Source organism: Empedobacter sp. UBA7620 (genome assembly GCF_002484185.1).
GTDB lineage: Bacteria > Bacteroidota > Bacteroidia > Flavobacteriales > Weeksellaceae > Empedobacter > Empedobacter falsenii_C.
This window is the reverse complement of sequence record NZ_DLJI01000039.1, coordinates 102274-123640: the sequence shown is the minus strand read 5'-3', so window position 1 is coordinate 123640 and position 21367 is coordinate 102274. Positions and strand designations below refer to the sequence as shown.

Annotated in this window: 16 protein-coding genes; 8 read left to right on the top strand and 8 right to left on the bottom strand. The window is 30.8% G+C overall.

The window, feature by feature from the left end:
• Positions 1–543: 543 nt before the first annotated feature.
• From B2217_RS09940 to B2217_RS09930, 3 genes are all read left to right on the top strand, one after another.
• Positions 544–1614 carry a hypothetical protein gene (locus tag B2217_RS09940; RefSeq protein WP_291122453.1) on the top strand — a complete coding sequence of 357 codons (1071 nt, stop codon included), beginning with the start codon at positions 544–546 and terminating at the stop codon, positions 1612–1614.
• A 104-nt stretch (positions 1615–1718) separates the two neighbouring features.
• Complete coding sequence (locus B2217_RS09935; protein WP_180905758.1) at positions 1719–4085, top strand: hypothetical protein; 2367 nt, start codon at positions 1719–1721, stop codon at positions 4083–4085.
• Between the two features lie 130 nt (positions 4086–4215).
• Positions 4216–6579 (top strand): TonB-dependent receptor domain-containing protein, encoded by a 2364-nt coding sequence (locus B2217_RS09930; protein WP_291122451.1) that lies wholly within the window; start codon positions 4216–4218, stop codon positions 6577–6579.
• Between the two features lie 44 nt (positions 6580–6623).
• Here the strand turns inward: B2217_RS09930 and B2217_RS09925 are convergent, their stop codons facing one another.
• The 8 genes from B2217_RS09925 to B2217_RS09890 form a co-directional block, all read right to left on the bottom strand.
• Positions 6624–10007 carry a hypothetical protein gene (locus tag B2217_RS09925; protein WP_244958000.1) on the bottom strand — a complete coding sequence of 1128 codons (3384 nt, stop codon included), beginning with the start codon at positions 10005–10007 and terminating at the stop codon, positions 6624–6626.
• 93 nt (positions 10008–10100) lie between these two features.
• Positions 10101–11732 carry an ArnT family glycosyltransferase gene (locus B2217_RS09920; RefSeq protein ID WP_180905755.1) on the bottom strand — a complete coding sequence of 544 codons (1632 nt, stop codon included), beginning with the start codon at positions 11730–11732 and terminating at the stop codon, positions 10101–10103.
• On the bottom strand, positions 11716–12351 hold the full coding sequence (locus B2217_RS09915; RefSeq protein ID WP_180905754.1) for a lipid-A-disaccharide synthase N-terminal domain-containing protein: 636 nt from the start codon (positions 12349–12351) through the stop codon (positions 11716–11718). The genes B2217_RS09920 and B2217_RS09915 overlap by 17 nt, the downstream gene beginning before the upstream one ends.
• Positions 12351–13064 carry a glycosyltransferase family 2 protein gene (locus B2217_RS09910; protein ID WP_180905753.1) on the bottom strand — a complete coding sequence of 238 codons (714 nt, stop codon included), beginning with the start codon at positions 13062–13064 and terminating at the stop codon, positions 12351–12353. Before B2217_RS09910 ends, B2217_RS09915 begins: the two co-directional genes overlap by 1 nt.
• 126 nt (positions 13065–13190) lie before the next feature.
• On the bottom strand, positions 13191–14240 hold the full coding sequence (locus B2217_RS09905) for a glycosyltransferase family 9 protein (RefSeq protein ID WP_180905752.1): 1050 nt from the start codon (positions 14238–14240) through the stop codon (positions 13191–13193).
• A gap of 123 nt (positions 14241–14363) precedes the next feature.
• A complete protein-coding gene (locus B2217_RS09900) occupies positions 14364–15068 on the bottom strand; it encodes an SDR family oxidoreductase (RefSeq protein ID WP_038330800.1) in 705 nt (234 codons plus the stop codon).
• 13 nt (positions 15069–15081) lie between these two features.
• Positions 15082–15858: a hypothetical protein gene (locus B2217_RS09895; protein ID WP_125349992.1), complete on the bottom strand. Its 777-nt coding sequence runs from the start codon at positions 15856–15858 to the stop codon at positions 15082–15084.
• A gap of 64 nt (positions 15859–15922) precedes the next feature.
• On the bottom strand, positions 15923–16699 hold the full coding sequence (locus tag B2217_RS09890) for an enoyl-CoA hydratase/isomerase family protein (protein WP_180905751.1): 777 nt from the start codon (positions 16697–16699) through the stop codon (positions 15923–15925).
• 253 nt (positions 16700–16952) lie between these two features.
• On the opposite strand from B2217_RS09890, the gene B2217_RS09885 reads away from it, so the two are divergent.
• The 5 genes from B2217_RS09885 to B2217_RS09865 are packed head-to-tail and all read left to right on the top strand — an operon-like array spanning position 16953 to position 21355.
• Complete coding sequence (locus B2217_RS09885) at positions 16953–18347, top strand: anthranilate synthase component I family protein (protein ID WP_180905750.1); 1395 nt, start codon at positions 16953–16955, stop codon at positions 18345–18347.
• 3 nt (positions 18348–18350) lie between these two features.
• The gene (locus B2217_RS09880; RefSeq protein ID WP_180905749.1) at positions 18351–18914 is read left to right on the top strand and encodes an anthranilate synthase component II; all 564 of its coding nucleotides are present in this window, start codon (positions 18351–18353) and stop codon (positions 18912–18914) included.
• Between the two features lie 4 nt (positions 18915–18918).
• Positions 18919–19905, top strand: a complete 987-nt coding sequence (gene trpD / locus B2217_RS09875) for an anthranilate phosphoribosyltransferase (RefSeq protein WP_180905748.1) — start codon at positions 18919–18921, stop codon at positions 19903–19905.
• Positions 19902–20687, top strand: coding sequence for an indole-3-glycerol phosphate synthase TrpC (trpC, locus tag B2217_RS09870; protein WP_180905747.1), 786 nt, complete (start codon positions 19902–19904; stop codon positions 20685–20687). Before trpD ends, trpC begins: the two co-directional genes overlap by 4 nt.
• Positions 20684–21355, top strand: a complete 672-nt coding sequence (locus B2217_RS09865; protein ID WP_180905746.1) for a phosphoribosylanthranilate isomerase — start codon at positions 20684–20686, stop codon at positions 21353–21355. The genes trpC and B2217_RS09865 overlap by 4 nt, the downstream gene beginning before the upstream one ends.
• The last annotated feature ends 12 nt before the right edge of the window (positions 21356–21367 follow it).

Sequence of the window (21367 nt, the reverse complement as noted above, 5' to 3'; positions counted from 1 at the left end):
TGAAGCTAAAAAAGATGGGATTCTGATGAAAGTTGTTCGAAATAGCAAAGACATTGTGATCCAATTAAAAAGCATCAATCAAGAAAATCCTTTATTGAATCATAAAATTATTGGAACAATTAATAATGAACTTGTAATGAGTTCTCAAATTGTAAAAAGTGTGGAATCGGTTTCAACTTATGTTCCAAAAGAGGTTTTAGACAATGACAAAGGTATTTTGAACATTGCCATTTTTGATGCAAATGATATTCAGGTTGCTCATCGTTTGATATTTATCAATCCAAAAGAATCGTACAAAAAACCTGAAATTTCTTTCGAAACAACGGCTAATCCACGAGAATTAAACACAATTAAGGTAAAATATCCTGAAGAAATTAATTTTTCGGCTGTTATCAAAGATCAAAAAAATAATGATGAAGACAATTTAATTTCTGCAATGTTATTGACGCGAGATTTTAGTTCGAAAATTAATCATCCTACACAATATTTTAAAAATAATGAATTCTCNNAGAAAAATGGAAAAGATTTAATTGGGAAGATTTAGTGGTTGGAAATATCGTAAAACCTACTATTGACAACGATCGTAGATATCTTTCGTATAAAGTAAAAGCGTACAATAATGGAAGAGAATTGAGTAATGCATCCTTGAGTATTATCTATAAAATGCAAAATAATGGAAAAGAATTTGCAACGCTTGATACTGATTATGAAGGAAACTTCGAGATGAATAATTTGTTTTATTATGGTCCAATGGCGATGAATTATTTCTTGAATTCGGAAAATGGAAAATCTGCCAATAATGGAACTTTAACTCTATCTGTTGTACCCAATTATAAAAGCACAAGTTATAAATCTAAATTGCCAGCAACGCCTTATTTATTAGAAGAAATCACGAATAAAGAGGAAGTCGAGAAGCAAAATACGTATAAACAGAACATCAAAATTATCAATGATAAAAGTATTCGCCTGAAAGAAGTTGTTGTAAAAGCGGATAAAAAATCGAAAACTGAGAAACTAAATGAAGAATTGAGCGGAGGAATGTTCAAAAACATAAACGAAACTGTGATAGACTTTGTAAACGAATCTCAACCAATAGAAGGTTATACAAATATTATGGACTTTTTAGCTGGACGAGTTGCAGGATTAACGGTTTCTAACGGAGTTCCTAAAATCAGAAATTCTGAAGTTGCAATTTATTGGAACGAAATGAAAATGACTTCAGATAATTTAACGAGTATTAATCCTAGAGATATTGCAATGGTAAAAATTTTCAAAGGCGCTGGTTTACTTGGAAATGCAATTGCAATTTACTCGAAACGAGGAAGTGATGCGCCAGTTGATAACACACCGATGTTACCAAATAATTTAATTCAGATTGGTGGTTACAATCAATCGCTGCCATATTTTAGCAATGATGATTACGAGTCGCTTTACAACGATGTTCCAAACGATATAAGAAGTACTTTATTTTGGAATGCAAACTTGTTTTCGGAACCTGGAGAAAACACAGATATAGAATATTTCAACAATGATAAACCAAAAGATTATCAATTAACCATAATTGGTTTCGACGAAAAAGGAAATCCTGTTTATTATGAAGGAAAAATAAATTAACCAAAAAACCTCGAGAGATTCTCGAGGTTTTTTGGTTTGTATAATTTACTATTTCAAAGTATTGATTATTTTCTTATCTTAACATAACCAAATAATTAATATAAATGAAATTCTATTTTCTCATTATCATTTCGATATTTTCATTATTTACAAAAGCACAAACCAAACTTGATTTAGCTATTAAAAATCTCGAAGAAAATTATGCGCAAGAAAAGATTTATATCTTATTTAATAAAGAGGATTATATCGCTGGTGAAAATATTTGGTTTAAAGCATTTGTATTTGATGGATACAAACAAAGTAATATTTCGACTAATCTTTTTGTCGAATTATATGACAAGAATAAAACTTTAATCGATAAAAAACTACTGCCAATAATTAGTGGTCAAAGTGATGGAAGCTTTATTCTTAAAGATGATTTAGAAGAAAATGTATACTACTTAAGAGCCTATACAACTTACATGACTTATTTTTCTGAAGAATTTCAATACATAAAACCGCTTTTAATTTACAATCCCAAATCTAAATTAAAATTAGTTAAAAATAATGATCTAAAATGGAACGCTTCTGTTTATCCTGAAGGTGGAACATTTATAGAAAATCAGACAACTAAATTTGCTGTGAGACTTAAATCTATTGGAGATTTACCAGAAAAGTGGAATGGTTTTGTTTTCGAAAAAAATAATCCTTCAACCAAAATAATTAAATTCAATAATATTGATGAAAATATTGCTTCGTTTTATTTACGTGCAGAACCAAGTAAAACTTACCAATTACAAGTAAATGATGAAAATGGAAATCAACAAATTATTGATTTACCAATTGCTAAAAAAGATGGTATTTCATTTAAAGTAATTAATGAAGGAAATGAAATTGGTTATCAACTAAAAAGTATAGGAATTACCCAACAATTATTAGGGTATAAAGTTATAGGTGCAATTAATAATACTATTGTATATTCAGTAAAATTCACCAAGAATATTCAAACTATTTCTCAAAAAATTCCACATACAAGCTTTAGTGAAAATAGCGGAATTTTACAACTTTACGTTTTTGATGCTAATGATAATATGGTAGCTCAACGATTAGCCTTTATCAACAATAATAAAACATTATCAAAACCTATCCTCAATTTTGATACTAATAACGAAGCAAGAACAATAAATACTATTACATTAAAATCTGAAACTCCTCAAATTTTAGCAGCTGTCATCAATGATAAGACTAGTCATAGTAATAATTTTCTTTCCTCTCTTTGGTTAACCGAAGATATTATAAATCCTATCTACAATCCAAATCAATATTTTGAGGAAGAAAATAATCAAGAAGCATTAGATGTTTTATTAATTTCAGAAGAATGGAAAAGATACAATTGGCAAGACCTTATGAATAATTCTAAAAAAATACCAAACACTAATTCGAGTTCATATTTATCATATAAAGGAAAAGCTTATTTAAATGGTCTAGATTTAAAAAATTCAGACTTAAACCTTTTCATAGAATATCCTGGTTCAGAAAAATTTTTAATTCCTACCTCAACAGATTCTAACGGAAATTTCGAATTGAAGAACCTTATTTCCTATGATAACTTTAATGTTTATTATTATTTAAATAATCAATCTCAAAAATCTAATAAAGAAGAAAATAAACTAATTTTATCTATTCTACCTTTATATAATCATACAAAATTCAACTCTAATCTTCCAATTACTGATTATATCTTAACAGAAATAAAATCAAATGAAAATCTTACTGAAGAGAAAACACAAACTGAACAAATTAAAATAAATAAAATTATAAATGACAAAAGTATTCGTCTAAAAGAAGCTGTTGTAACAGCTCAAATTGTTTCAAAAACAGAAAAATTAAACAAAGAATTAAGTAGTTCAATGTTCAAAAGTATTAATGAAACAGTAATTGATTTTGTAAACGATAATAAAAACGCAAATGCATATAATAATATTTTTGATTTTTTAGCTGGAAGAGTAGCTGGGTTAACAACAAAATTGGAGAATGGAGTTGTAACTCCAACCATTAGAAATGGAAAAGTGACAGTATATCTTGATGAAATGCAACTTTCTAATGAAACTCTTAGCAGTATTAATATGAATGATATTGCAATGGTAAAAATATTCAAAGGATCTGGTTTACTTGGAAATGCTATTGCTATCTATACTAGAAGAGGTTATATGGGGGATAGTTCTTCCTCAAAATCACCTAATGTTTTATCTGTAAAAGGTTATGATAAAACTGCTTCTTTTCTAAGTAATGACGATTACGAAACTTTATATAAAGATATTCCTAATGATAATAGAAAAACTCTTTACTGGAATCCAAATTTAATCTCAGAAACAAATAAAGAAACAATTATCGAATATTTCAACAACGATAAACCAAAAGATTATCAATTATCCGTAATTGGTTTCGACGAAAAAGGAAATCCTGTTTATTATGAAGGAAAAATAAATTAAACCAAAAAACCTCGAGAGATTCTCGAGGTTTTTTGGTTTAATCAAATTCGTCGATAATATAGTAGGGTTTGTCGATTTTAAAGTTCAAAAAGAATCGATTTGGAGAATATTTGTTTAAAATTAATTCAACATGAAAACATTTATTCAACTTATCATTTTATTTAGCTCAAGTTTTCTATTTGCTCAAAATCACACACTAACAGGAGAGGTTATGGAGCAAAACAAAGCGCTTCCTTATGTTGACATTATCTTATCTAACCAAGACACAATCATCAATTTAACAACAGATGAACTTGGGAAATTCGCTATTGAAGCAAAGAAAAATACATACAAATTTGAAATCAACTATTTTGAAGAAATTGTTTTTCAGAAAGATATTCAATTGAATAATTCTATCGATTTAGGAAAGATTGAAATCAAAACATCTACAAACTTGAAAGAAGTTGTCGTTGGAGCTGAAAAGAAAATCATGGAACGAAAAATCGATCGGTTTGTTTTCAATGTAGAAAACTCTACTTCAGCTGCTGGCGGAACTGCAATGGATGTTTTGCGCGTCACTCCTGGTTTGAATGTAACAAATGACAATATTGCGGTTTCTGGAAAAAATTCTGTAATGGTTTTGATTGATGACAAACCAACTTATATGTCGCAAACAGATTTGATTAATTATTTGGAAAGTATGAGCGCTTCTGATATCTCAAAAATTGAAGTCATTACGACTCCACCTGCAAAATATGAGGCAGAAGGAAATAGTGGAATTGTAAATATTGTAACAAAAAAAATAAAAAATAATAGCTGGAATTCCACTATTGGAGCATCATATACGCGAAGTAAAAGAAACACAGAACGCTACAATGCAGCTTACAATTTACAAAAAGATAAATGGACATTTCAGACTTCGTTGAATGCTGGAGATAGAAGATTTCTAAGAACATGGAACAACGAATTATTTTTCTCCGATGCGCGCAGACATAACATTTCTTACACAGATTATATTAATAAATATCTTGGAGGACGATTCTCTGTTGATTATAAATTAACCGATAAATGGACAATTGGCTCTAAATTTTCGTTCAACAATTCGAAATATAATTCAGAAAATCCACAAGAAATGTTTTTCAAGAATTTAGCAAACGAAGTTTATCAAACAAATAAAGGAAATTCATTCGAAAATGGTAAAACAAATCAATCTTTGGTCAATCTTTATTCAGAATTTGCACTTGATTCATTAGGTAAAAAGATTTCGTTTGATGCCGATTACGCCAATTATTCATCTCCAATGAATAGAACTTATGCAACCAATTCTTACAAAAATAATCAGTTAATAGAAGATTCTTTTTTTGGTGGAAAAAGTAATTTAAACAATCGTATTGAGAATTTTTCGTCAAAAATTGATGTAGAACTTCCTTTAACAAATTTCAATTGGAATTTCGGAGCTAAATTTTCGCAATCAAAATCAAATAATTTGGTTGAAGCATATAAAGCAGACGAAAATTACAACTATACATTTGATAAAAATTTGTCGAATCTTTTCAAATACAAAGAAAATAACGAAGCAATTTATTTGAACGGAAGTAAAAAGTTTGGAGAAAAATGGCAGATGCAAGCCGGTTTGAGATTAGAAGCAACACAAACAGAAGGTTTTTCGAGAGAAAATAATCAAACGAACAAAACAGATTATATCAAATTGTTTCCGTCATTTTATTTGTTGCATACTTTTGATAAAAACAAAAGTTTAGGAATTAATTATTCGCGTCGCATCAATCGTCCAAATTACGAAAGTTTAAATCCTTTTCGAATGATACAAAACGAATATGTTTACAACGAAGGAAATCCTTTCTTGAAACCAGCTTTTACACACAATTTAGAACTTACTTTTACTTACAAAAAGTTTGATACTCGACTTTATTATTCAAGTTTGAGAGATGGTGTCAATCAAGCTTCAATCATTGATGAGAACACAAAACATAATACTTTTGTTTGGATGAATTTTGTAGATTCGGATAGCTTTGGTTTGAGCCAAAACATAACTATAAATCCTACAAAATGGTGGTCAAGCGTTACTACTTTTGAAGTTTCTTATTCGAGCTCAAATGTTGCAATTTCTTCTAAGCGATTCAAGGGTTGGTCGAGTTCATTATTTTCGACAAATGATTTTACACTTAATCAACAAAAAACAATGTTTATTAATTTGATTTATTTTCAAAATTTTGGAGAAACTTTCCAAAATTATAAACTAAAACCTTATGCACGTTTCAATCTTTCGTTCAAATATTTGATGTTAGATAAAAAATTAGAATTGAGTTTGAATGCAACAGATATTTTCAAAGCGCAAGAATATTTATCGCAAAATAATAATGGAATCGTACAAACTTTTGCGAATGTTTGGGATACTCAAAGCATAAGAATTGGATTGAATTATAAATTTGGAAGTAATAAATTATCCGTAAAAAATCGCGAAACTGGAAATCAAGATGAAGTAAATAGAATGTAAAAAAAATAATAAAAGACGATTTTATAAAATCGTCTTTTATTATTTTAAAACCTCGCTTGCACTTGTACACTTCCCGTATGTATTGGTTTATTTTCTTCGGTTTTTCGTCCATCATATGAAATATTCAATTGCAAAAAACTTGTGATTTGTCGTTGAATTTGCAACTGCCAAACAAAATTATTTCCAGCGCGCAAACCTTCCATCATTTGGTTTCCAACAACAGATTCTTGATTTCCAATAAATTTATTGTTGATAAAACTAAAACTTCCCAACAAACTCATTTTATCCGAACTATTCCATTGAATTTCTGTTCCTAAATCCGACTGATTTAATTGCTCTTCACCCGAAACATTCTTCTTATTTTGATAATTATAAAACAATGACGCAACAAGATTTTTTTCTGTTTGATAAGTGATTTTTGGTGATAAACGAAGATTATTTAACTTGTATCTTCTACTCAAAAATAATTCAGAATCGCTGTTAATCACCATATATTCGGTATCGAAACTTACGATTAAATCTTGCAAAATTTTGTAACGCGTTTGCAACAAATAACTGTCCGAATCACGGTATTCAGAACCTGTGTAAACATACGTTTTGGATTGTTGTTGATTGTAAATAAAATTCGACGACCATTTATATTGTGTCCCTTGATTAAAGAAAATCGACGAACGAATACTTCTTGTTTTGCCTAAAATTTGAGCCGAATTCGTAAAAGGATTCCATTCCAAGGTCGTTCCCTCCTTTCGCAACGAATTACTTGCCGAGATATTTTGTTGAAACATCCAACGATTCCAAAATTCATTTTCGGTATTGAAAACTTGTTTTGGACGAAAACGCAACGTAAAATTGAATTGATTTTTATTCGTTTTCAAATACTCGATTGTGTTCGTATAAACGCGAATATAATTTGCCTGATCAATAAATTCTGCCACTTCAAACTCATCAATTTGCTCAATTCCATCACCGTTATAATCTGTCCATTTGTAAATTCCCATTCCATCCGAAACTTTTACGTACTGAAATTCACGCTGCGGCTCTACTCCACTTCCAACTTCATAATCTACATTTAACTGTAAACCTTGATTGAAAAAAGCTTTGTACCACTTCACGCTTCCTGTCATAAAATCTTCGTTCGGCGCATCTAAAAATTGATAATTAACTCGTCTATAATGGAAATTTAAACTTAATTGATGATTTTGTTTTTGAATTAAAGTTGAATTAAAAATAGCACCTTTACTTTGTTGAATATTTTGCCAAGTTCCTAAACGAACCGAATCGTCTTGACGTTGATAAACCGTCAAATCAATTTTATGTCCAAGCGAATCTACAAAACCTCCTTTCAACTGAAATTCATTCCATTTAAAACTCAAATCAGATTTTTGATTTTTTGTCAAATCATCCATGTCATTATTTTCACCCCAAACTCTCGCTCCAACCCAAAATTTATTTCCAATTTTTCGTTTTCCATCTATCATATAACGCGCGAAATTGGTATTTTGAGGCGTTGCTTTTGTTGATAAAATATTTGCTTGCGCAACGATTTCATCTTTTTCAGTTTTGTAATTGGCATCAAGTTGATTTCTCAAACCTTTGTACAAACCAGTATTTTCAAGATAATCGAATTTATATTGCGCATTAAATTTTTCTTTCCAAGATGAATTAATTTTCGCTGTGATAAAATTCTGATTAACACCACTTAATTCTTGATCTAAATTAAAATCTCGAGCAAATTCAACAGCTCGTAAACGCTCGGCACTTTTATAATTTTTGTTGATAAAATTCCATTCTGCATAAGGTGTAATTTTCCAATTTTTGAAAGAAAATGTTTTTTCACCATAAACACGAGTTGCTAAACCAGAATTGTTTTGATCATCAATCGAAGAAAATAAATTTTGATCATAATTACTCAAACCTAAATTAAAACCAACATGTCCATTATTTTTCAATTGATATTGACCATTCAACGTATAAATCTGCAGTTTTTTAGGCGAAATTAATTGCTTTATTGGCTCATAATCACCTTGTAAAACGCCAGCAATTGCTTCGTTATATTGAAAAACTTTTCCATTCTGATTCGCATTTATTTGTCGATAATTTCCTTGATTCGCACCAACATACGTGAAAGCCACTTGATACAATTCATCATTTGGATCTGTCGAATATTCGAAAATATCTAACCCATTTTGATTTACTTTTCGATACAAAATTTTATTCGAATCATAAGTCGTTTTTTCAGCAGAAACGGTGTACATTTTATCTGGATCATTTCCTGCATTTGCTAAAATTTGCTTTTCAGTATCTGTCAAATCATTTCCAAGTGAATTATTTTTCGAATCTCCTTGAGAAAAGAAAAAACCTGACAATTTCAATCGTTCCGATTCATATTCCGCGCCGCCATAAAGTAAAACTTGCGAATAATTTCGAGAATTGTACAAATACTCCACGTTAATGCGTGTATTAGCCGTAATCAATCGGTTGGAAGTAAAAGAAATTTCGCCCGTATTGTAATTAATCACATAATCATTTTGCTCGCCACGCTCTAACAAAACACCATCTATATAAACCTTTTCACTTCCCGAAATAATAATCACATACAATTCGTTATTTTTTCCAGAAAGCCTGTAAGGACCTTGATTTCCGTCTTGTCCAACAAAATTAACGCGCATAAATTCGCCTCGTGTAATACTTCCCGAAGCAAAAATATTGGTAGACGATTTTTCGCCTTTCAACTGAGTTGATAATTGTAAACCTGTTACTTTTTGATTGAATGGATTGAAAAAATCTCGTTCTTGATTCGTATTAATATCAATATGACCAGCTCGAATTTTTGAGTTTTTACTCGCTAATTCAATGTAAACTTTGTCAAATTCTTGCAAATTTTGCGTGTATCCATCCGATTCTATTGGCACATTATTATCCGCAATTGCTGCATTTACTGTAATATCGTCCGATAATTTTCCAGACAATTCCAAATCCAAAGAAGATTGCACAGACGCACTTTGATTATTTCCAAAACGAATTCCACGAACCATCGAACCTTTGCTATTCAAACCATCAAAAACATCTTTGTTCGCTTGTTTAGAATTCGGTTCTATTTGATGAAAAATATCAACTGGTTTCGCATCGTTGACAATAATGTTCGGATTTTTAGCATAAAAAACAGATTCGGCTAATTTTGGATTAACGAAATACTGAATTTTCACCATTTGTTTGGCGATTGATGAATTGAAATAAACTTCGTTTCGTTCGAAATTTATCGTATAAAATTCTTTTAAAATTGGATTTCCTGTTGAATCTAAAATTTGAAATTTTTCGGATAAAATTCCTTTATTTTGCAGTTTTATCGTATCAGAAAGTTGAACAGAATCTTGTTTAAAATTAGGATTTTTCCACCCAAAATGTTGAGCAAAAACAAAACTGCTCACTAACCAAAAACATAGAAAAAATAGAATCCGAAACTGCAAAAGATTTTATTAGAATAACGAAAATTTAAGCTAAAAATTTTACTCGAAATTTAATCACTTTTTTTGAATCAAATAATAGTTTCTTTGAATACGATCGTTATAATTTTTTTGATCTTTTGAAGAATGATTCAAATCGACCACACCAATTTTTTTGATTGAATAATTATTGAAATGATCCGCAAAAAAAGTAGAATCTGACGGACTTGCTAACATTCCAAACTTCTCTTCTTTCGGGAAAATAGTTTTCTTTCCATCGTTAATTGCAGGAATTGAAGTCCCATAATTCAACACTATTTCTGGAACAAAACTTTGCCATTCGTATGTTTTAATTTGATTTTGTTGTTCTAATTTCTTTAGATTTTTAGCAGAAGAATACAACTCTTCGGAAAAAGTTAATTTAGAAAGTGGAAATCCAAATGCAACAACCGAGCACATCAATAAAATAGTTGAGTAAAATATCTGTTCAAATGATTTTATCTTTAATCCTTTAAAAATTGAGATTCCTAAAATGAATCCAACAATAGCAAAAGGAATCGACCAAACTAAAAATTCTGACAAACGATCTTTTGTATAAATAAAAACACCAACTGAAATCGCAATTCCTATTATTCCGTATAAACCAAACGTAAAATTGGTAAAATATCGTTCGGTTTTATTTGATAAATTTTTGAATTCTAATCGTAAATATTCGATGTAAAAGCCAATATTCATCGCTAATGGAATTAAAACTGGTAATAAATATCTTGATTTTTTTTCTGGAATTACAGATAATAAAACCACCGATAAAATTGTCCATAACCAAGCAAATTGATAAGCTTTTTTGTTTGCAACTTTATTTTTTAGATAAGGATAAATCAAGCTAACCAAAGCTGGAATTGTCCATAAACCCGATTGCGTAAAGAAACTCCAATAATAATAAATTGGGCGAGTGTTGTAACTGTGCCAATTGTTTACTTCTTTTTGAGAAGCTGCTAAAAAATGTTCTGCATCAAAGTATTTGACATACATCATCCATGCAAATCCTACAACGCAACCTAATATTATCGTTAAAATTGTGATTCCTAAATTTCTTCCTAATTTGTATCTATAAACAATAAAATAAGCAATTAAAAACGGTAAAAATAACGCATACAACGAAACTGGACCTTTGCTCATTATCGAACATCCTAACAAGAAAAATGCAGCAATAAAGTTGAAAAAATTAAATTTTGATGATTGAAATTCTTTCACTAAAAACAATATCGCTCCCATCACAAAACTATGCGTGTACATGTCCCAATTGTTGTCTCTTCCAGAGAAAAACACGTAAAATGAAGTAATTAAAACCAATGAAGAATTAACAACTTGTTGTTTTGTTAAATCGAAATGCGTTAATGTTTTATAGAACCAAACGACCAATAAAATGGTAATTAGAACAACTGGAATGCGTAACCAAAAAAAGTTTTCGAAACCAAAAACACTTCCAAAAGCAGCGGTAATCCAAGTTGGTAAAGGTGGCTTTTCATAGCGAGGCAAGCCGTTAAGCGTAGTAAAAATCCAGTTTCCATCGTGTACCATTTCTCGCGCCGAAATAATGTTTCGAGCTTCCATAATGTTCGTTTGTAAAACGCCAAGATTGACAAACAACATCAAAATTGTTACGATGATTAAAAATAAAACTGAATTTTGCTTAATCCACTGAACCATTTTTTTCTTTTCGTTTGATTAATATATTTCGAGCATAAACGATAAATCCCATAAAATGACCAACAAATAAGACGGGATCTTTTCGAATAATCGCGTAAGTTAAAATCAACAATGATCCTGTTAAACTAATGGCCCAAAATCCCATTGGTAATTGCGATTCGTGTTTTCGTTCGGAATAAATCCATTGATAGACGAAACGAAATGTGAAAAGTACCTGAGATACGACTCCTAAAGATAAAAGCCACATCGGAATTTTTTCGTTTTTGAATAATAAATCTACATCAAAAATTCCGTTATTGAAACCATATAAAACAATTAATGCAGGAAAAATATACAAGAAAATGCGTACTATTTTCGGAAATTCTTTCCAATGATTTTGAAGTTGAATATTTCTTATATAGATATAATACGTCAATGTTTGTCCCAACATAATCGAAAAATCATGACGTAAATAACCATATAAAAATAGCAAAACAGAGGCAAACAAGCTAACTTCCCAAAATAATTTTGGTGTAAGAACTTTCTTATTCTTTTCGGAAACAATCCATTGTAAAATAAGACGACTCGAAAAAAGTGCTTGTGCAAGAAAACCAATACTGATGATAACCCAATTTGGCATTACGCTCTTTCTTGAATTTTATAATTGATGTATTTTTTCTTCATCCAAACAAATGCAAAACAATCCATTAACGGTCCTAATAAACGGTTCCATAAATTGAATTTTGATTCGCCTGCAATACGAGGAAAATGCTTGACAGGAACTTGAGTAACCGTTCCATTTTGTAATAAAATCATAGCTGGTAAAAAACGGTGCAATCCTTTGAACATCGGAATTTTTTTCGCTTTTTCAGCATCTATAACTTTTAATGGACAACCCGTATCATCCATTCCATCATTGGTAAATGCTCTACGAATAGAATTGGCAATTTTAGATGACATGTTTTTCACGAAAGAATCTTTGCGATCTGCACGAACTCCAGTCACCAAATCATATTGATCTGCTAACGCTAATAATTTATTGAAATCTTCTGGATCAGTCTGTAAATCCGCATCGATATAACCAACCCATTTTGATTCCACTGTATCAAAACCAGCTTTTATAGCTGCAGATAAACCATAATTTTTGTCAAAAGAAATATAATGAAAAGCTTGATTTCTATTACAAATCTCTTTGATAAGAGCCAAACTTTTGTCTTTAGAACCATCATTAATCAATAAAATTTCAGTCCGTTTTATTGACTTTGACAGATATTGATTCATTGTTTCTTCCAATCTTATCAAGTTATCTTCCTCATTATAAATTGGGATGATAATTGTAAACTCTGTTGACATTTTTAAATTATTTCAGAGGACAAAGCTATGAAATAATCAAACGAAATTAAAATATTTTTGTTGAAGCTAATTTATTTCATATCAAATCGAAACGAACTTTGTTTGATGATAAAAAACAGTTTTTTTTTAAACCAATAATTTATCCATTTCTTGAACAAGAATACCCTTATCTTCATTATTAATCAAGACTACAGCATTTCCTATTCCATAAGGTTTATAACGCTCTAAGAAGCTTTGATCTTTAAACAAACCAATTGTTTTTGTAGGCGCTGCACAACTCAAATGCATCATACCAGAATCGGCTGCAATCACAAATTCGCAACTTTTCATCACAGCTGCAATTTCTCTCACATCTTTACTGTAATAAGTAGGCAATCTATGATTTAGCATCGAAATATTTTCGACAGGTAAAATTTCAATTAAATTATATTCTTGCGAATATTTTGGATAAAATAAATTATAAAATTCTATCCACCATTCCTCATCATAACATTTTACACCTGTTGCATACGTAAAAAACGCCAACGTTCTCTTTGAAGGATCTTGAATCAATTCATTTAACATTTCTATTCCTTTTGTAGACTCTTGCTCTGTTAACTGAATATTTAGAGTTGGATTATCTAAATTTCCTTCTTTATTTTTAAATAATTCTAAGAATTTTCTAAACACATAAACTGGATATTGCGCTTGATGAATATGAATTTCTTGATTCGAATTCATTTCAAATTCATTTCCAAAAATTTTATACTTAGAATTCGCAAAAGAAGTTGAAAGTCGTCCTGAAGATGAATTTTTATCAACATTAATGACTAAATCGTAATTCTTTTTTTTGATTTTTAGCCAAACTTTAGCGTATTGAATCAATTCTTTGAAAGGTTTTTTAGGTAATTCAATAATTTGATCAACTTGAGGATAGTTCTCAAAAATAATCGGAGCAACCTTACCTTTTACAAATAAGTCAATTTTAACACCAGGATTATATCGGATAATTTCCTGAATCAAAGGTGTAATCAATAGAATATTTCCCAGACGTTGATTGGGTCTGTTTATCAGTACTCTATTAAGTTCAAGAGGTTTTTCTTTGTCTATCTTTGGCAAATTACCATCACCTATTCCTCCTGTTAATCGACGCATAATTGTACGACGAAAATGATTGACTGATTTTTTAAAATTCATTAAAAAGTGCTCGTTAAAAAAATACCTTTATTGTATTCTTATTTTTCCACGAAACTATGTAAACTATTGGTAATTACGAAATATTTTTTTCATAAAAAAAGATCTCTTATCGAGATCTTTAAATTATTTTGTTTTCGTAGGACGAACTTCTATTTTACTTGGCAAAACATTTGGATTCATTTTCAATAAATCAACTACCATTTGTCCTAAATCTTCGGGCTGAATTTTCCATCCATCCTCCGAATTTGGCACATGATCATTAAAGTTTGAAGTCACAGAACCAGGCATAATCGTTGTACATTTGATATCATAATTTCTCAAATCTAACATCGCAGCTTGTGTAAAACCTACAACGCCAAATTTCGAAGCATTGTAACCCGCTCCATTCGCAAAGAAATTTGTTCCCGCCAAAGAAGCAATCGAAATATAATATCCTTTCGAAACTTTTAGTGCTTCAACAGACGCTTTTATCGTATGAAAAACTCCTGTTAGATTAGTATCAATCATCGCATTCCAATCTTCTAAAGAAAGTTCATCAACTGGTGCAAATTTTCCTAAACCAGCATTTGCAATCACAATATCCAAACGTCCAAACGCAGAAATAATTTGCTCAATTGCATTTTGTTCATCTTCGAAATGTCTCACATCCGACTGAATAGCCAATACGTTTTGATTTCCTAAATAATGACGAGCTTTTTCAACATCATCAATGTTTCGTCCAGAAATTGCCACTTTCAAACCATTTTCTACCAATGATTTTGCAATTCCTAATCCAATTCCTTTTGTTCCGCCCGTTATATAAGCTACTTTACCTTCTATATTTTGCATAATTATTTTAGTTTTATTTTTGGTTCAGCCAATTCCATTTACCATCTTTTCGGTAAATAAATCCTCCTTCTTTTGCGTTATCTTGATGCACATAAATCGCATCATAATCTAAAGTTACGATTTCATTTTTAGAAACTCCATTTAAATTTCGTTTCACTCCATCTTTATAATTCGAATAAAGTGGCGTTCCTTTTGGAATCATCATCAACGTTCCGAAATCATAATTTGTAATTTTGAACGGATCTTTTGCTCCTCCCAAACCATAAATTTGACTTCCTTTTTTCATATTATTCACAATAAATAAACGGATATTTCCTTTTGTATCAATCATTCTATATAAATAATCCACCACACCGTCACCAAAAAAGTCGCCTTTAATTGCGAAGCATTTGTAAGCTGTTGCTAAATAAAATTCGCTAAAAGCTGGGTGCGTAGAAATTTCTGTTTCGAATTGATTGACAAAATTTTGTTGTGTGATTAAATAACCACTAAACGCATACAAATCGCCTTGAGCAGAAGAATCATTAACTCCTTCATCCAAAATTAATTTAGACGAGCTAACATCTAATTTCACCCAGTTTCCACTTTTTGCTTTCCCATTATCTTTAATTGCAAACGCTTCACCTTTTTCTGAAATTTTAACAGGATATCCATACGGAATTTTACCAATTCGTTTTCCATTCGGACTTGTTCTAACAGTCAATCCTTCTTGTGCTATAACTTGATAAATTTCTTGTGAAAACACAATAGAACTCATCATCAAAATGAATCCAACAACTATTTTTTTCATGATGTAAAATTAAAAAGCTTCAAGTAATCTTGAAGCTTTTATATGAACTATTTTAAATTAAAATTTACTTAAAATTAGGTTTTCTTTTCTCTACAAAAGCAGTTGTTCCTTCTTTGAAATCTTCTTCATCAAATAAATTTCCGAAACTTTCAATTTCAACCTCAAAACCATTGTCTTTATCCGACGCATTAATTGCTCTAATCGCATGACGAATCGCTACAGAAGAATTTCTAGAGATCTTAGTCGCAATTTCTTTCGCACGGTTGATTAATTCAGCTTGTTCAATAACTTCGTTCACTAAACCAATTTCATATGCGCGCTCAGCTGTAAACATATCTGCTGTCATAATTGCCTGCATTGCACGACCTTTTCCAATTAATTTTGGCAAACGTTGCGTTCCTCCGTAACCAGGAATCAAACCTAATGTAACCTCTGGTAATCCTAATTTTGCATTAGTTGATGCAATACGAAAATGGGAAGCCATCGCTAATTCTAAACCTCCCCCTAAAGCGAAACCATTCACTGCAGCGATTACAGGTTTCTTAGAGTTTTCAATTTTATCAAAAACATTTTCTTGTCCTTTTGCAGCTAATTGCTCACCTTGACGACCATCAAAACTTGCAAATTCTTTGATATCAGCACCAGCAACGAAAGATTTCTCACCAGAACCAGTCAAAATAATTACTCGAATAGCAGGATCTGAATCCGCATCAGTAAAAAAGTTTGAAATATCATCTAATAAATCTTTGTTCAACGCATTTAACGCTTGCGGACGATTTAAAGTAACTAACGCAATTTTATTTTCTACTTCAACAATCAGATTGTTATAATTATATTCCATTTTGTTTGTGTTTTTATTATTCACTCAAAAATATCAATTGTTCACTCAACTAAAAAATTTATCAAAAAATAATTTGTACAATTCAAAATCCTTTCTAAATTTGTCCCAATGAAAACATTATTTACAAATAACTGGTGGTGGAATATCGAACAACAAAGCGTTGGTTCGTAAGACCTCTATGCAGTTATATGTAGAAAAGGCTTGTCGTAACCGACAAGCCTTTTTTTGTGCTCTAAACCTAAATATTTAACAAATGAATTTAACTTTTAAAATACAGAAAGAAACTGTTTTAGCGGATTTAACGACTCCTGTTCAGCTTTATTTGAAACTTCGAGATATTTATCCGAACGCCTTATTATTAGAGAGTTCTGACTATCATTCGAAGACAGATGCTAACTCTTTTATTTGCCTTAATCCGATCGCAACTTTTAAGGTTACAAACGGAATGGTAAATGAAACGTATGCAAATGGCGAAACAAAAGAATATGCGTTGAATGATCAGGAATTGACAGAGAAATTCAAAGAATTCACAAATCAATTCATTATTCAAAATGGAGAAGATTTACCTGTAAATGGTTTATTCGGATACATTGCTTGGGATGCGATTCCTCATTTCGAAACAGTAAAATTTTCGGCAAAAGGAAATGAAGCAACGATCCCAGAATTTTCATATTCATTCTATCAAAATATTGTGGTCTTCAATCATTTTCATAACGAAATTCAGTTTATCGAATATCAAAATGAAGAAACAATTTCTAAATTTTCTGAAATTAAAAGTGTTGTTCATAACAAATCAATTGTTGAATATCCATTTAATGTCGAATCTGAAATTCAATCGAATTTAACAGATGATGAATTCAAAGAAATGGTAACAAAATGTAAACAATCTTGTTTCCGTGGAGATGTTTTTCAGATTGTTCCTTCTCGTCAATTCAAACAAAAATTTTCGGGTGATGAATTCAATGTTTACCGCATTTTACGTTCGGTAAATCCTTCGCCTTATTTGTTTTATTTCGACTATGGGAATTATAAAATCTTCGGTTCTTCGCCAGAAGCGCAAATTATTATTAATAATAATCATGCAGAAATTCATCCAATTGCAGGAACAGTTCGTAGAACAGGAAGTCCAACTTTGGACAAAGAGTTAACCGAAAAATTAATCGCTGATCCTAAAGAAAACGAAGAACATGTGATGTTAGTCGATTTAGCTCGAAATGATTTGAGTCGAAATTCTGCTGATGTAAAAGTCGCGCAATACAAAGAAATTCAGTATTTCTCTCACGTTATTCACATGGTTTCGAAAGTAACTGCTCAATTGGATCCAAGTGTGAATACAATGAAAGTTTTTGCAGATTCTTTTCCAGCCGGAACGCTTTCTGGCGCACCAAAATTCAAAGCAATGGAATTGTTAGACGGTTACGAAAATCAAAATCGTGGCGTTTACGGTGGCGGAATTGGCTATTTAGGATTCAACGGAGATATCAATATGGCGATTGCAATTCGTACGTTCGTCAGCAAACAAAATACCTTATATTTTCAGGCTGGTGCTGGAGTTGTTTCCAAATCCATTGAAGAAAATGAATTACAAGAAGTCAATCATAAATTAGGAGCGCTTCGTCGTTCAATAGAAATCGCTCAAAACCTATAAACTATGAAAATTTTAGTTATCGATAATTACGATTCATTTACATACAATTTAGTGCATTCACTAAAGAAATTCGCCGATGATATTACCGTTGTTCGCAATGATGGAATCGCTTTGGAAGAGGTAAATAATTATGATAAAATATTACTTTCTCCTGGCCCAGGAATCCCTGATGAAGCCAATTTATTAAAACCAATCATCGAAAAATATGCTGCAACAAAATCAATTTTTGGAGTTTGTTTAGGTCAACAAGCAATTGGAGAGGTTTTTGGAGGAAAATTATTAAATACGCAAGAAGTTTTTCATGGAGTTGAATCAACAATTGAAGTGATAAAAGACGAAGTGTTATTCCATAATTTACCGAAAAAATTAGAAGTTGGACGTTACCATTCTTGGGTAGTTTCGAACGAAGATTTTCCTGAAGAATTAGAAATTACAGCAATTGGTCCAAAAGGAGAAATCATGGCTTTGCGTCACAAAACCTATGATGTCCGTGGTGTTCAGTTTCATCCAGAATCTATTTTGACGCCACTTGGAGATGAGATGATTAAGAATTGGTTAGAAGTTTAAAACGATGAAAAAATTATTAAATTTATTATTCGAAAATTATACCTTGAGCGAAGATGAAGCGTATCAAATTATGGTGGAAATTTCGGAAGAAAAATATTCAGCAGTCGAATTAGCTTCTTTTGTAACCATTTTTAATATGCGCAACATTACGTTGGAGGAGTTAAAAGGCTATCGTCGAGCGTTGTTAGATTTATGCATCAAAGTTGATTTACCAAAGCAAGCGATTGATGTTGTAGGAACGGGCGGCGATGGAAAAGACACGTTTAATATTTCGACTTTGAGTTGTTTTGTTTTGGCCGGAGCTGGAGAAAAAATTATCAAACAAGGAAATTATGGAGCGTCGTCTGTGAGCGGTTCTTCGAATATGTTGGATAATTTTGGTTACGAATTTTCTGTTAATCAAGATAAATTAAAGCGTGAATTTGAAGAGGTCGGAATTACATTTTTACATGCGCCTCTTTTCCATCCTGCTTTGGCGAAAGTTGCTCCGATTAGAAAAGGTTTGGCAGTAAAAACATTTTTCAATTTAATGGGACCTTTGGTGAATCCAGTTCAACCAGAATTTCAAAATTTAGGAACGTATGATGTAAAAACTGCGCGATTATACCATTATGTGATGCAAAATTCGGGTGTGAAATATTCGATTTCGACTGCGTTGGCTGGTTATGACGAAATTTCGTTGACTTCGCCTACAAAAGTGTACAATAATTCAGGTGAATTTGTTTTAGAAAGTAAAGATTTTGGTTTAAGTATTCTTCAACCAGATGAGATAAAAGGCGGAAAATCAATCGAAGAAAATTCTAAAATATTTTTGAGTGTTTTAGAAGGAAATTCAACTCAAGCACAAAAAGAAGTTGTGTTAGCAAATGCTGCTTTAGCGCTTAAAACAATTTATCCAACCAAAGATTTAATAGAATGTGTAGCGATTGCAAACGAAAGTTTAGATAGTAAAAAAGCATTAAATGTATTCCAAAAATTAATGAAACCATGAAAACGATATTAGACGAAATTGTCGCGCAAAAACGTGTTGAAATTTTAGAAAAACAGAAAACTCAATCAATCGAAAGTTTTAAAAATTCAGAAAATTTCTTGCTTCCTGTAAAATCTGCAAAAGCTTCAATTTTAGATAAATCAAAATCTGGAATTATTGCAGAGTTTAAGCGAAAATCACCTTCAAAAGGTTTTATTAACAAAGATGCAAACGTAAAAGAAGTTGTTTCGGGTTACGAAAAATATGGTGCTTCTGTGATTTCTGTTTTGACAGATGAAGAATTTTTTGGAGGAAGTTTTGATGATTTACAACAAGCAAAAGAAGTTTTAAATATTCCAGTTTTGCGCAAAGATTTTATTGTTGATGAATTTCAAGTTTACGAAACCAAAGCAATTGGTGCGGATTTGATGTTGTTGATTGCAGAATGTTTGACGAAAGATGAAGTGTATCATTTAGCGAAAACAGCAAAAGAAATTGGTTTGGAAGTTTTGTTAGAATTACATTCGGAAGATCAATTGGAAAAAGTAAATGAATTCATCGATTTGATTGGAATTAACAACCGTAATTTGAAAAATTTTGAAGTTGATATCGAAAAATCAAAACAGATTTTGAAACAATTACCAACCGATTTAATCAAAGTTGCTGAAAGCGGAATTTCTGATCCTAAAACAGTAAAAGAATTAAGACAAGCTGGATTTCAGGCATTTTTGATTGGTGAAAATTTTATGAAAGCTGAAAATCCGACCGAAGCATTTGAACAATTTGTAAAAGAATCGAAATGAAACGTTTTCAAATAAAAGTTTGCGGAAACAATAACATCGAAAATTTCAAAGAAATTGCAGCAATCGAACCCGATTATGTTGGCTTTATTTTCTATCCAAAATCAAAACGATTTGTAGAAGATGAATCTATTTTTGAAATTTTTCCAAATGCAGAAAAAGTTGGTGTTTTCGTGAATGAATCCATCGAAAATATTCTTGAAAAAGTTGAACAATATAAATTAGATGTTGTGCAATTACATGGAGATGAAACAGCAGATTTTTGTAAAGAATTAATCAACCAAAAACATCAACAATTATTAACTGATGAAAGCTTTTTAGACTTTAAAATTTGGAAAGCTGTTGGTATAAAATCAATTGAAGATTTTCAACAATTAACCACTTATCAACAAGTTGTTGATAGTTTTGTTTTTGACACAAAATCAAGTAATTACGGTGGAGCTGGAAAGAAATTTGATTGGCAATTATTAACAAACTATGAGTTATCAACACCCTTTTTATTAAGTGGAGGAATAACATTGGAAGATGCATTTATCTTGAAAAATTTTCAACATCCTAGATGTATTGGATTTGATATCAATAGTGGTTTTGAGTTAGCACCAGGAATTAAAAAAACTGACGAAGTAAAACAGTTTATCGATACAATTGATGGACGAATTGAACAAAATTAAAAAATAAACAAA